The 13,138-nt window shown below is 61.0% G+C and carries 9 protein-coding genes; 5 read left to right on the top strand and 4 right to left on the bottom strand.

Annotated elements, in window-relative coordinates; translation table 11 throughout:
* Positions 1 to 981: 981 nt before the first annotated feature.
* From ACW9H9_RS17370 to ACW9H9_RS17360, 3 genes are read right to left on the bottom strand one after another with little or no spacing between them, the layout of a single operon-like run.
* Entirely contained in the window at positions 982 to 1,953 is a 972-nt protein-coding gene (locus ACW9H9_RS17370; RefSeq protein ID WP_457344285.1) for a D-2-hydroxyacid dehydrogenase family protein, read from the bottom strand.
* 54 nt (positions 1,954 to 2,007) lie between these two features.
* A complete protein-coding gene (locus ACW9H9_RS17365; protein ID WP_457344286.1) occupies positions 2,008 to 2,925 on the bottom strand; it encodes an AEC family transporter in 918 nt (305 codons plus the stop codon).
* On the bottom strand, positions 2,919 to 3,932 hold the full coding sequence (locus tag ACW9H9_RS17360) for a TauD/TfdA family dioxygenase (protein ID WP_457344287.1): 1,014 nt from the start codon (positions 3,930 to 3,932) through the stop codon (positions 2,919 to 2,921). The genes ACW9H9_RS17365 and ACW9H9_RS17360 overlap by 7 nt, the downstream gene beginning before the upstream one ends.
* A 553-nt stretch (positions 3,933 to 4,485) precedes the next feature.
* On the opposite strand from ACW9H9_RS17360, the gene ACW9H9_RS17355 reads away from it, so the two are divergent.
* The 5 genes from ACW9H9_RS17355 (at position 4,486) to ACW9H9_RS17335 (ending at position 11,381) form a co-directional block, all read left to right on the top strand.
* Entirely contained in the window at positions 4,486 to 6,111 is a 1,626-nt protein-coding gene (locus tag ACW9H9_RS17355) for a ShET2/EspL2 family type III secretion system effector toxin (protein ID WP_457344288.1), read from the top strand.
* A 102-nt stretch (positions 6,112 to 6,213) separates the two neighbouring features.
* Entirely contained in the window at positions 6,214 to 7,887 is a 1,674-nt protein-coding gene (locus ACW9H9_RS17350) for a ShET2/EspL2 family type III secretion system effector toxin (protein ID WP_457344289.1), read from the top strand.
* A 125-nt stretch (positions 7,888 to 8,012) separates the two neighbouring features.
* Positions 8,013 to 9,650, top strand: coding sequence for a ShET2/EspL2 family type III secretion system effector toxin (locus ACW9H9_RS17345; protein WP_457344290.1), 1,638 nt, complete (start codon positions 8,013 to 8,015; stop codon positions 9,648 to 9,650).
* A gap of 222 nt (positions 9,651 to 9,872) precedes the next feature.
* Positions 9,873 to 10,904: a hypothetical protein gene (locus ACW9H9_RS17340; RefSeq protein ID WP_457344291.1), complete on the top strand. Its 1,032-nt coding sequence runs from the start codon at positions 9,873 to 9,875 to the stop codon at positions 10,902 to 10,904.
* 3 nt (positions 10,905 to 10,907) lie between these two features.
* The gene (locus ACW9H9_RS17335; RefSeq protein ID WP_457344292.1) at positions 10,908 to 11,381 is read left to right on the top strand and encodes a CesT family type III secretion system chaperone; all 474 of its coding nucleotides are present in this window, start codon (positions 10,908 to 10,910) and stop codon (positions 11,379 to 11,381) included.
* Positions 11,382 to 11,438: 57 nt separating this feature from the next.
* Here the strand turns inward: ACW9H9_RS17335 and ACW9H9_RS17330 are convergent, their stop codons facing one another.
* Positions 11,439 to 13,130 carry a hypothetical protein gene (locus ACW9H9_RS17330; protein WP_457344293.1) on the bottom strand — a complete coding sequence of 564 codons (1,692 nt, stop codon included), beginning with the start codon at positions 13,128 to 13,130 and terminating at the stop codon, positions 11,439 to 11,441.
* Between the last annotated feature and the right edge of the window lie 8 nt (positions 13,131 to 13,138).

The following is a 13,138-nucleotide window of genomic DNA, read 5'->3' as shown; positions in this document are numbered from 1 at the left end:
CGTGCGCGCGAGGCACTTGAAGCCGTAGTCAATAAGTAAATTATTTCGAAAACAGCACACTAGGGCTATCCGTTCCGAGGTGGCTGGGGGCGTTGTGAGAGTGGGATATTGAATGGGACGTTACTTTGGTCACGTTAACCACCTTGCTCATCATCTTGATCGGGCAGACGAGCGATGGAATGCATCGAAGTCTGAAAAAAGTGAGTGAAAAGGTAGCGAAGGTAAGTTCCATAAATTTTTGCTCTGCTTGAGCGGCTGGAGTGAGCGTTCTTGAAAGCAGCGTAGGTTCACAGTGTAGTGCTCTAATGGGGTCGGGCACCCATTCAAACGGGATTGCGCGCCAGATAGAGGGGCTGATGACCACGCGACTTCGTTCCTTTTCCGCTCAGGTCAAGCGCGAGCCCTCAGCCCTCTTGCTCGATCAAGACTACGGTCTTATCGAAGACTGTCACTCGCTTGGGGGGCGTCGAATCTACATTTCGCCGCTGGGTCGGCGGCGCTTTATGGTTAAGCTCGATGGCAAGTAACTGAGCGATGACGCTAACCAATAATGTGCACCATTAAGTTAAATAAGTCCCCCGAATAAGAGTGTTTTTTGCGTTCTTTTCATATCCGTTTTTAGGGCGTGGCCGCGGTACGATTAATACCGCCGCCTATAAAAAAGAGCGTTTTTAAAAACTCATCGTTAATCGGAGAAGTGAGAGGCGGTGAAGTTTTTTCGCTATTTTTTACCGCGTCTTTAAGGGCTCAGTGGATTTTTCTCTTCCCGGCAGTCGATTTATTTTTCAGAAAGCGCAAATCAGGAAAATAGCAAAAAAACGGGAGCAGCCCCTACAGTCCAGCAAGCCCTCGCGCTCCTTTTTTCAAGCACCATTTGTATCTGATTTCACAAGCGTCTTCCCACGGGTAGCCCCGCCGATAACCTGCCCACTTCCTCAGCGGCAGGTCATCGTCAACGCTTTAAACCAGTCCCCACCCCCCTCAACCCTGTTTGTTCAGGGCGCTCGGGTTAAGCACCAGACTGTGATCGCCCGACAGGAACCGCAGGATGTTGGCGAAGGCGCTGCGCAGGTACGCGTCGTAACTCTGTTCAGCCACATACCCCAAGTGCGGGGTGCACAACACGTTCGGCAACTGCATCAACGGGTGCTGTCGGTCGTAGATGGGCTCCGACTCGTACACATCGACGGCGGCATAACCGGGCCTGCCCAGGCGTAGCGCGCGCTCCAGGGCGCCGGGTGCGATCAGTTCGGCGCGGCTGGTGTTGACCAGCATCGACTCGGGCTTCATCCGCGACAGGTCCTCAAACGTGATGGCGCCGCGTGTCGGGTCGGCCAGTCGCAGGTGCAGGGTGATCACATCGCTGCTGGAAAAGAACGCTTCGCGTGTCTCGCAGGCCGTATGGCCGGCCTTGACTGCCTCTTCTCGCGCCCGCTCGCTGCCCCAGACCTGCACCTGCATCCCGAACGCCTGCGCAAAACCGGCCACCCGCTTGCCCAGCTTGCCAAAGCCCAGAATACCCAGCGTTCGGCCGTGCAACTCCCGGCCGCTGTTGACTTGCCATTGGCCGTCCTGAAACGCCGTGACCGCTTCATGAAGCCGCCGAAAGCCGCTCATGATCAGCAGCCAGGCCAGTTCGGCCGGTGCGTGAGGTGAGCCGACGCCTTCCATCACCACCACCCCTGCCGCCGTGCAAGCCTCCATGTCGATATGTCGCCCCGCAGGACCGGTCTGGCTGATGATCCGCAGGTTCGGCATTTTCCCGAGCAGCGCCTTGTCCACCGGCGTTCGCTCCCTGATCAGCACCAGGCACTCGGTCTGAGCCAGAATCGCCTCGGGCTGCCTCTCTCGGGTGAGGTCGCCCAGGCAGGTGACCGTGTGCGCCGCCATCATCTGCAAGCAGGGCATTGCTGCGGCGGCACCTTGATAATCGTCAGGTATCAATACATTCATCATCGACTCGTCGTTTCTATAGGGCTTGGATGAACAGGCACCGGCGGTTGCCCATCAGATCAGGAACGTGCCAAGGATCACGGTCACCGTGACCACCGAAAACAGGGTGGTCCAGGTAATGATCGAGGCCATCGCTTCAGCGTCGCCGCCCATTTGCCGCGCCAGGATATAAGCGTTGCCGGCACAGGGAACGGTGGCATACAACAAGGCGATATTGGCTGAAACACCGGACACACCCAGGGCCTTCAACAGCACGAAAGTACAGATGGGCAACAGCAGCAGTTTCAATGCCGTGGCATAGGCCGTGGCGATCGTGCGGCTGGCGTGCATGCTCAGCACCAGCCCGCCGCCCACCGACATCAGGCTCAATGGCGTGGCGGCATTGCCCAGGTAAGCAAGGAACTGCCGGATCGCACCGCCGATGCTGACCCCGGCGAGGTTAAGCACCACGCCCAGCAAGGCGGCGATGATCAACGGGTTCTTCACCAACGCGAGCACGCTACCGGCCACCGATTTCTTGCCGCCGGTGCCGTAGTGGTTCATCAACAGCACGCTCATGACATTGGTCAGCACGATCATGTAAGCGACGAACACCCCCGAGAGTGCAACGCCTTCGGTGCCGAACAGCGATTGCGACAGCGCGATGAACACGTAGGAGTTGTAGCGCACGCCGCCCTGAAAGATGGACGTGAACAGGTCGTTCTTTACATTGACGATGCGCTGGCCGATGAGGATGACCGCCGCCACGATCACCGTGCCGCCCACCGTCGCGGCGAGGGCATGGGTCGTCGCGTCGCCATCAAAGTTGGCGTGGCTGATTTCCAGTACCAGCAGCGACGGGAAGAACAGGTAATAAACCGCCTTGTCCGCAGTTTTCCAGAACCCCTCGTCGGTCAGAAAATAATGCTTGGCCAGGTAGCCAGCCACGATCAACAGAAAGATCGGCAGGATGGATAAGAAGGTAGTCAGCATGCCTGGGCCTCCACAGGTTGGAAAACACGCGACTTCACTTGCGTCAGATTCCGGTGATTCCACAAGTTAGGGGAAATGAACACGCGTTGTACCCAACGCATGGGGTTCCCGGCCTCGTCGAAAGAGCCGCTGAACTTGTCACGCGAATGCAAGGTAAAGCGATTGTCGATATACACCAGGCTGCCCGGCGTGATGTCCACACCAAAAGACACTGCCTTGATGGCCGCGTAGAAGTTGTTCATTGCCGTTGCCGCAGCGGCCGTCAGTGGCTCGACCATGTCCGGGTAAAACACGGCACTGACCTCGGGCAGATCCAGGTGGCCGCGTACCAGCGCGGTCGGCTCGGTTTGCATGATCTCGCCACGACGCCAGCGGTAAGGCACCTTGATGCGGAACGCCGGGGTACGCAGGCATTCCACATCGTCGGGCGACAGACGCTTGAGCGCGGCACGCGCATCGGCCAGGCGGGTCAAGGGGCCTTGCGGGTCATGGCGCACGCCGGTCAGCAACAAGCCCAAGGGCGAGAAGTTGAAGTCTTCCATGAAGCGCAGTGCGGCGTTCTCGATATGAAAGTCCAACTCGACTTCAGAGCCCAGGCCCGTGTATTCACGTTTGGCAGTGTTGGTCGGAATCAGGTTGTTCACGATATCGGAGCCTTCGAAGTCGATCGAGTAAGGCTCTCCGATCAACGAAGCAAACGTCATGATCAGGTTTTCACTGATCCAGTGACTTTTCGACCCGGGCGAGAACACTTGCGGGTCAGGGGTACTGAATACTTGCTCATCCGTGGGCAAGTTCTTGAATACCAGATAAGGGCGCGGGCTGATCGACGCCCGTTGTTCAGCCAGTACATCAATCAGACGGCGCGGCAGGATCGACAGCGCCATGATGCGCAGGTCGGTAATGTAGCGCAGGCTGCCGTGGGGGTCGTAGGCAATGTCGCTCAAGGCTTTACCCAGGCGATTCCTTTCGCTGTCTGTCAACGTGAAAACATGTTGCGTGTCCATGCAATACCTACATATTCCATTAATGATACAAGCACGCACCCACGGCATCAGCGTGACCGCTGTTGCTGGATCAGGGGTGCAGAGTGGTGGGGGAGGGTGTCCGAACGGGAACTTACAACCGGTCAGCCCCTGAAGAACAATAGTTGGGCACGACAGTCATCAGAACAGCCGTCCTGTACGCAGTGCGTTTTAAATAAGTGCAGCAGATCGACAGCGAACAGGGCGGGGCCAACTTCATTTCATGTCCTTGAGGGGCGCGTCATGGTTAGACGATGACGGTCAAACTTCCAAGTTTGACAACACTGTGCCACGTGGGTAGTCACAGCGGCGGCAGAATAGCATATGTGAATCTAACAGCAAGATACCCGACGGGCGCCGATCACTTAACGCGTCTAAGCCCGCTGTCGTACTTCATCCAGTAAGACAGTGAGAGGGTGTATAAAGCGTCGAATTCATCCGGTAGAAACTGGATGCCTACGCACGCGCCACGTCGGTGGTTTGTGCCCAGAAGCGTTCCATCTGATCCTCCGAAGCTTGTACAGGATGTTTATCCATGACCACGATCAACGCGGCATCGACCTCGCCCCTGTTCTTCAGCGAGCAGCCTGCCAAGCCTGTCGCCCCGGAGCCTGCGCCGGTCAACGCGCAAAAACCGGCCGCGCCTGCGGCCACGCAACGCAGCCTTGAGGAGCATGCGCTCAGCGCATCGCGCACTCGCCTGGGCACGTTTGAACTGTCCAACGCGCCACGTTCCGGGGTGCGCGCGGCGCCGTCGTCCAGTCGGGCGCTGCCGGGGAGTTCCGCTGGCCGCCGTGTCGAGCCCAAGCACCAGCTTTACCTGCCGGGCAAACGCCGCAACGACCGTTTGAACGGCAAGGTGGTGCTGCCCCACAGCGAGATCGATGACGACTCCAGCCTGGGAGCGACGCATGTCGCGTGCCGGCATCTGGCGATCGAGTACTTCAACAGCCCGAAAAAGGCGGCGTTCCTGGACGCGGTCAAGAACCACGCCGCCATCGCCGGGTACTTTGCCGGCGGCACATTGCGCGCGACCAATCAGGATTATCTGCGGGTGACAGGGGCGGCCACCCTGAGCAATTCCAGCGTGGTGTCGGTGGACCGGTTCGATGCACAGGTGATGGATATCGCCAAGGCCATGACCCTCAACCAGCAGCGCAACGCCGACTTCCTGGTGACCAATACGGATCATGTGATGGCGCTGAACATCCAGATCAAGGACCAGGGGCGGGTGTGCCTGTCGTTCTACGACCCCAACAACACCACCAACCATTGCCGGGTCGAAGGTACGGACTTCAAGGATGCGGCGCTGCGCACGATCACCAAAGCGATTGCGGCCTATCGCAATGACGGCAACCATGCGTACACGCTCCATGCCAAAACGGACCTGTTCAGCCCAGCCAATGCCTTGGCCAACATGGCCAGCGGGTCCAAGTCGACGCCTGCCCAGGTGATGACCTCTTTTATGGGGCAGGCGTTTGATCGCAACGATCCAGGCCTGCTGATGCAGCTCATTCAAAAGGCCGTGCAGGACAACCGCCGCGGTGGGCCGGCGCTGCAACAGGCGCTGGCCGCGGTTGATCAGGGCGCTCCCGGTGTGGTGCTGGCGCTGCAAAATGGCCGGGCGCACATCGTGGATGCCTGGATGCATGCGGTGGGTAGCCTGGCGGCCAAGGGCTTGCTCACGTCCAGCCAGGTGTTTGAGTTGTTCAAGGCCCAGGGGCCGGGGCAACCCGGCAGTGGCTTGAACCTGGCCATGGTGGACAGAAAGGCCGGGACGGTGTCGGTATTTCTGGCCAACGCCACCGACACGGCGATAGCGGGCCATTTGACCCCGGTGCAGCTCAAGGCGCTCTTCGCCGCCCCGGATGAAACCGGCACGCCGGGCATTGAGGCGTCATGGAACAGCGCCGACCACAAGACGTTCAAAGCCGTGGTACAGCAGTTGGAGCGCTGCCAGCAGCACAACCTGCTCAGTGCCGCGGATATCCGGCAAACGGTAGTGGGGGACGCGCGGGGGATGAACCGGTCGGCGTTGTCCGGCGCCTCCACGGATACCGTCAAGGCATTTGAAAAAACCTTGCGGCCACTGGTGCGCAGTGGGGCCTTGAACAAGGACGATGTGAAAAGCCTCCTGGCGGCGCATGGCTTTCGCAAGTAAATAACCGGATGCCTGCCCCGGCGTAGGCAGGCGTTTTAGCCAGTTTTGGAACCTGTACGGGCCTGGACGACACTCACCAGTTTGCGTCCAATTCAAGGTTCTATGCCCAAGATCAGTTCCTCATTGCCGCCGGTTGCCCCGTTCAATCCACCCGCACCGTCGGTTGCCGCACAGGCCGCGCCCGCGCCGCCCCGGCAAGCACCCGTGTCCGCCGAGGCGGCCAGCCCGCAGAGTTTGCAGGAGCGCGCGATCAGCGCATCGCGTACGCAGTTGAACACCCTGGCGCTCTCGGCCGGTACGGCGGGCAGTGTAGTGTCGGTGGTGCCGCGTGCGCCGTCTTCCTCCGGGCAGGCGGCTCATCCTGCGAGGGCTGCGGTCGCCAAAGACCAGCTTTACGAGCCCACCAAGCGGCCCCAAAAAAACTTCAATACCCAAGTGGTCTTGCCTGACCACGAAGGTGATACCGACACGTTCATGGCGAGAACGGAGGTGGCGTGTCGGCACCTGGCCTTTGAGTATTTCAGCACCCCCAAAAAAGCGGATTTCTTGCAAAGGGTTGGCAGCAAGGCTGGCATCGAGCAGTACTTTTCCAACGGCAGGTTGCGCTCGGCCAACTTGGCCTTCAACCGCCTGACGGGCGCTGCAAACCTGCACAATTCCTGTGTGGTCTCAGCGGATGCATTTCCCGAACGGATCATGGACATCGCCGAGATCATGACCCACAACCGGACGCGTAACACTGACCTGCTCATCACCTCGAGCGATCATGTGTGGGCACTGAACATCAAGATCAAGGAACAGGGCCGCGTGTGCGTGACGCTGTATGAGCCGAACCTGACCACCAACCATTATCGGGTGGTGGCCCGCGACTTCGATGACGGCAAAGCCCTGGAGTCACTCGACCTCCCGCTGCATCACCATCGGATGCAGGGCAGCCATGCGTTTATCCTGCACGCCCAGGCACCGTTCTTCACCTCCGACCGTGCGCTGGAGAGCCTGCGCGCCTCCCAGGATTCGCCACCGCTGCAGGTACTGACCTCGGCGATCCACAACGCACTGGATCGGGACGATCCCGCGCTGCTCGATCAGTTGCTTGGCAAGGCCAACCGTGACCACCGCATGGATCGGCGCGACTTGAAAGCTGCTTTTGAATCCGCCGCCAACGGTGTGTCTGGCATGGCGGTGGCGCTGCAAAACAACCGGGTGCAAACCGTGACGACCTGGATGGCCCGCGTGCGCAACCTGGCCTTGAGCGGCTCGCTCAAACCCGAAGACGTGTTTGAGTTATGCAAGCCCACGGTGAAGTCCGGCGGTAAAAAAACCAACGGGCTGTTTTTGGCCATGGCCGGTAAACACACCCCGGTGATCACGGCCTTTATGAGCCAGGTGACCGAGACAGCGGCGCGGGGCTTATTGACCCGGGCACAGGTCAAGGACATCTTCTCGCCCGCTGACTCGGTTAAAAACCTCGGTATTCATACAATCTGGTACCAGGCCGATGCCCGCTCCATGACCGCCGTGGTGCAACAGTTGCAGGATTGCCATCAGCGCAAGGTATTGGCCTCCGATGACATCAAGGAGTTGTTGCTCGGCAAGGGGCCGAAGATGAAAAAGGGCACGTTGAGTGTCCGTGACATGGACGCGTTCAAGCGCGCATTGCAGCCGCTGATTGACGGCAAAGTGTTGAAACAGGAAGACGTGGACGGGCTTTTCGTCGCCCGTGGGCTGGCGGGGAAACCGGCGAAGACATCGTTATTGGCCCGGGTCTTTCACTAACGCCATCGCCGGCTTACCGGCGATGGTTGTCAAGGAGGACGGTGATGTTGCATGCACACGGGTCCTGCGGCCACCAGGCCAACGCTCACCTGTCTTTGTCAAACGAACCTTGAGTCCAGACCGCCATGACCACGATCACTGCGCGTGTAATACCCCCCCTGATCGTCAGCGATTCACCCGCTGACGCCGTCACCCCGGATACGCTGCCGCCTCCGGCGGCCGCCCCTGCACGGGCGGCGCCCGCCCGGCAAAACAGCCTTCAGGAGCGCGCCATCGGCGCATCGCGCACGCGGTTGAATACGCTGGCGCTGTCATTGGAGCCGCGCTTGTCCTCGTCTGCGCTGCTGCCGGACCTGGCCCGGATGACCCTGGGTTCTGCGCCCGTTAAAACCACGCTGTACCAGCCGCAAAAGCGCCGCAATGAAAACTTCAATAACCAGGTGGACCTGGGCCCCCGGCAACTGGACGCCGACTCTCACCTGGGCCGCAGCCACGTCGCGTGTCGGCATCTGGCTTTCGAGTACTTCAATGGCGAGAAAAAAGCCGACTTCTTGAGCGCGGTCAACAGCAAGGCGGCGATCAAGCGCTACTTCGGCCAAGGCAAGTTGCGTGCGGTGAACCAGGCGTTCAATCACGTGACCGGCGCGGCCACCTTGCGCAACGCCAGTGTGGTGACTGCGGATATGTTTCGTTTTCAACTGGTGGATATCGTCCAGACCCTGCGGCGCACAGGCCAGGCGAATGCCGATTTTCTGCTGACGTCGGGCAGCCACGCCATGGCGCTGAACTTTCAGATCAAGGACCAGCGCCGGGTGTGCGCCACCCTGTATGACCCCAACGTCACCACCAATCATTACCGGGTCGAGACGGCGAACCTTGAGGACCTTAGCCCCCTGCGCCGTCTTGAGATCCCGCTCGAGGGCTACCGGCGCAAGGGCAGCCATGCGTTTACGCTGCATGCCCGGGCAGATTTTTTCGACCCGGCCAAGGCCATGACCAACCTGCGCTCACATGCTGGCTCCAACGCGCTTGAAGTGATGACCGGGTTTATTCGCAGTGCGCTGAACCGGGACGATCCGGCCCTGTTGCTGGAACTGATGGGCAAGGCCGTCGCCGCGAACCCGCGAGGAGGGGCCACCCTCAAAGCCATGTTGCAGGCCACGGATCGCGGGTTTCCGGGCTTGTTCGAGGCGCTGCAAAATGGCCGCACTGACGCCGTGTCGACCTGGATGGCCGCCACCCGTCGCCTGGCCGGCAAAGGCCTGCTGAGTTCCAGCGACCTGTTCGAGTTGTTCAAGGTCAAGGCCACGGTGGGCGAGTTGAGCAACAGCGGGCTCAACCAGGCGATCTTCAGCCAGCGGCCAAACACCGTCTCGGCGTTCATGGGCCAGGTCACCGATGCGGCGGTAAAAGGCCTGTTGAACACAGACCAGGTCAAGACCATTTTCTCGGCGCCAAACCCGGCCCACACACCGGCGATCGACACGCTCTGGTGCAATGCCGACCTCGCCACCTTCGCGGCCGTCGTGCATCAGTTGGGGCGCAGCCACCGGCTGAAGGTCCTCGACAGCGACGACGTCAAAGCGCTGTTGCTGGGACGCGGCCCCGAGATGACCGAAGACGCCCTGGACGGCGCATCCGCTGAAGAAATCCAGGCGTTTGCACAGGTGCTCAAACCGCTGGTAGACCAGGGCGTACTGCGCTCCAGCGACCTCAAGGCCCTGTTTGCCGCCCGTGGGTATGGGCCAAAGCGTCCAGGTTGACGGGCGGCTGAAGGGCACCGGCCGCGCCGCAGCCTGTGCCATCGGTCGGCAAGGCAGTTTTTGCGGTGCCAGGAGGGAACCGCCCAAGCCTGCACGACACTCACCTGTCTACGCCCGTTAAAAGCCGCCGCCAGGCCTTGTCGACAGGCTTTGCGGGCGTTATGCGCAGCATCCCTGCGTCAACACCCCGAGTCGCTCCACGGCGAGCGAAAGGAACTCTTCATGCGTTTGAACTCTACCGCTACGCCCTTCGCGGCGGCGCCTCATTTGTCTGCAGAAAACCCCGACACTCGCGTGTCCATGAATCGCGTGCTGGAAGGCGGCACGCTGCAAAAAACCGAAAAGCGTGTCACCCCCCGTGAGATGGACGCGCTGCTGATCGGCAACAAAGTCATCGACGATACCTGGCGCATTTTGAGCAAGGGCGCGGGCAACCAGCGCCGGGCCGTGATTGCCAGTGAAGGGGATTCGTTCAAGCGCATGATGGTATTGCGGGGCTCCCTGAGCACAGAAAACGATCTGGGCGATGTTGCCCTCGCCGCTGCGCGCATCCAGGGCGGTGGCTGCGGTGACATGGCAGCAATTGCGGCCTTGCTTAGTGGCGTTTCCGGTGTCAATCAGCCGGTCAATCATTTGTCGTCGGATGAGCAGGATCACCAGTTTGTCGAAATCGGTGATGCGCGCATGGGCCGCACGGTGATTGTGGACCCCTGGGTAGAGTTCGGGCGGGCCATGCTCCGTGAGGACTACGCGCTGCTGGGCCGCCACCCGGATGTCGTCGATACCTATGAGCCGGACACGGCCTCGCCGCGGGTACGCACACGCTTGATCTACGACGATAAGGTTCGTCAGGAGCACATCGATCAGGACTTCGCCAAGGCGTATCCCGAAATGCCCAAGGATCCGAAAAAACTCGCTGGCGCGATTCTCAAGAAATACCCCGAATACATGTATGCCCAGCGTCATGGCGCAAAAGACTTGAGCGTGGCGTATACCGGCAAGGACACCCACGGTCGTTCGCACACGGTTGATCTTGACCTGTCGCAGGACCAGTTTGTGCACCGTCTGAAGCAACTGGGCCTGGATGCCAAAAAAGGCGAGCCGGTGGTGGCGGCCCAGACATCCCTGCTGGGCAGTCTCAAGCGCGCCCTGGGCTCCAAGAGCACCAAGACGTCGGACGTCGTCACCCAATGGACCCCGTCGGCCCAGGCCGAAGGTTCGCGCCAGGACCGTAACCGTAATGATCGAGGTTGACCCATGCAAAGCCGATTGAAACAAATCCTGCAGCCGGTGTTCCAGCACCTGCGCGTCGATGCCAGCGGCCTGGAAGACAGCGCCAACTACGTCATGACCCTCGACAGCGGGCTGAATGTGGAACTGCGCGAATCACCGCCCGATTTCCTCACCGTCAGTTGCCTGCTGCCGATTTCCGAGGAGCGCTTTGATGACCCGCAGACCCTGGCGATTCTGTTGCAGACCAACTTGTTGGGGCTGGAGCACCCGCCGATCTTGACTGCGGCGATTGTCGAGCAGAAAAAAGTGGTGCTGTGGACGCGCCAGCCGTTCCTGATGCTCGACAGCAGTGCCATGAAGCGCTTGATTGAGCGCTATATCGAACGGGTCGAAAAAACCACCGGCTGGCTGGCCAGGCCGCAGGAGGCCACGCCACCGGTAACCCGTCACGGCGCAGCCGCGACACGCGCCCAGGCGGCGCCGCCTCCCGCGCGCTGATGCCCCAGGCAACACTGCTTCTGAACGGCGTGGTGTTGCCTTAGGGTCGGGGAGAGTTCAAGAACGTATCGGTTGGGTCAGCGTCTCTGCCCGGCGACGACGGCTCGGAGCGGTGGTGGTGGGCTCGGTGGTGGCATGCCGCTGGGTGCGTGGGTCGACGTGGGCGTCGCGGCGGCGTTCCTCACGGGGTGCACGGGTTTCTTCGACCGCACGACGGCTGCGAGGGGCGGCGGAGGGTTCGCGGCGGCGTTCTTCACGCGGTGCGCGGGTTTCTTCGGTCGCACGACGACTGCGAGGATCGGCGGAGGCCTCGCGGCGACGCTCTTCGCGCGGTGCACGAACGTCTGCGGTCGGACGACGGCTGCGAGGGTCGGCGGAGGCCTCGCGGCGACGCTCTTCACGGGGTGCGCGGGTTTCTACGGTCGGACGACGGCTACGAGGGTCGGCAGAGGCCTCGCGACGACGTTCTTCACGCGGTGCGCGGGTTTCTTCGGGCACACGACGGCTGCGTGGATCGACGTGAGCGTCGCGGTGGCGCTCTTCGCGCGGTGCACGAACGTCTGCGGTCGGGCGACGGCCACGTGAGTCGGTCGCCACCTCGTGATTGCGCTCCCATGGCGTGCGCGTCTGTTGCGCAGCAGTGGTGGACTGATGGCGCGGGCGCACCGTTGCAACGGGGGGCGCCTGGGGCGGTCGGGGCTCTGGCGCACGCGTTTGTACGGGCGGCGTCCAGGCAACGGTCACGGGTGCGGGGCCTGCGCTCAAGCTGTCGTGACGCACACGGCCCCTGCCGAAAACGCCTTTGAAATCGTCCATCAGCGTATTGTGCGGGCGGCGATTGCCCGGTATCGGGTGACCGGTTTTCGGGTCGAGCCCCAGTTGTATCAGGCGTCGCTTGAGTTGTTCCTGGCTGAGGTTAAGGTCCACCACATGCCTGCGGTTCTGGCTGTCCACACCCTCGTAAAGTATCCCCAGGTTCTTTGTTGAGTGTTGCTGGACATACGTCGGGTCTTCCTTGTTGTCGATGATGTACTGGGCCAGGGCCTGGCCACGACTCGGGTATTCGGGGAAGAGCTTGGCAAAGTCGCGATCCAGTTGTTTCTGAGAGACTTTGGCGTCGTACAGCAACCGTGTGCGCTCCTGCGGCGCATAACTGGGCTGGTAGACATGCACCACGTGGGTGTCCGGGCCCAGCAGCGAACAGTCTTCGCGCAGCAAGGCCCGGCCGAACTCCGGCCAGGCGTCGGCAACCACGTTTTGGCCCGGCGCCCGACGGTCACCGATCAGTGCGACGGTATGGTCCGGCTCCGGCGACACCAGCAGCGAAACCGGCTGTTGGATACCCGAGCTTGCACAGAGCAGCGCACAGACCGCATTCATCTCGCCGCAATTGCCCGCCTGGAAGCGCGCCGCATTGCGGGCCAGGTCGACCTGGTCATATTTGGCCCCCTCGCGGGACAACATCGTGCGCTTGAACGAATCCCCGTCGGTACTGAGCAGATGCGCCACCTGGTTGCCCGAACCGCTGTTGAGTACTTGCCAGGTGTCATCGATCGCCTGGTTGGCCACCAGCAGTGCGTCCATTTGACGGGGCGACACCGCTTTGACTGTCACCGGGTGCCGCGTGCTGCCGGCGGCGATGGCCGGGTGTGAGAGTGCCTGTCTCAGGGGGACGCGCTGGTGGTCGTCGGGGCCGTTGAACAGGTTTTGGTTTACCGAAAACGTCGAACTGTAGGTAGTAAATGGCATGGCAATTC

The sequence above is a fragment of the Pseudomonas sp. SDO5215_S409 genome (genome assembly GCF_054071325.1).
This window is presented reverse-complemented; position numbering and strand designations above follow the sequence as displayed.

Coding starts and splice junctions, on each gene's coding strand:
- ACW9H9_RS17365 (WP_457344286.1), bottom strand. CDS start 2,925: ATGCTGACTACCTTCTTATCCATCCTGCCGATCTTTCTGTTGATCGTG.
- ACW9H9_RS17330 (WP_457344293.1), bottom strand. CDS start 13,130: ATGCCATTTACTACCTACAGTTCGACGTTTTCGGTAAACCAAAACCTG.
- ACW9H9_RS17340 (WP_457344291.1), top strand. CDS start 9,873: ATGCGTTTGAACTCTACCGCTACGCCCTTCGCGGCGGCGCCTCATTTG.
- ACW9H9_RS17350 (WP_457344289.1), top strand. CDS start 6,214: ATGCCCAAGATCAGTTCCTCATTGCCGCCGGTTGCCCCGTTCAATCCA.
- ACW9H9_RS17345 (WP_457344290.1), top strand. CDS start 8,013: ATGACCACGATCACTGCGCGTGTAATACCCCCCCTGATCGTCAGCGAT.
- ACW9H9_RS17360 (WP_457344287.1), bottom strand. CDS start 3,932: ATGGACACGCAACATGTTTTCACGTTGACAGACAGCGAAAGGAATCGC.
- ACW9H9_RS17370 (WP_457344285.1), bottom strand. CDS start 1,953: ATGAATGTATTGATACCTGACGATTATCAAGGTGCCGCCGCAGCAATG.
- ACW9H9_RS17355 (WP_457344288.1), top strand. CDS start 4,486: ATGACCACGATCAACGCGGCATCGACCTCGCCCCTGTTCTTCAGCGAG.
- ACW9H9_RS17335 (WP_457344292.1), top strand. CDS start 10,908: ATGCAAAGCCGATTGAAACAAATCCTGCAGCCGGTGTTCCAGCACCTG.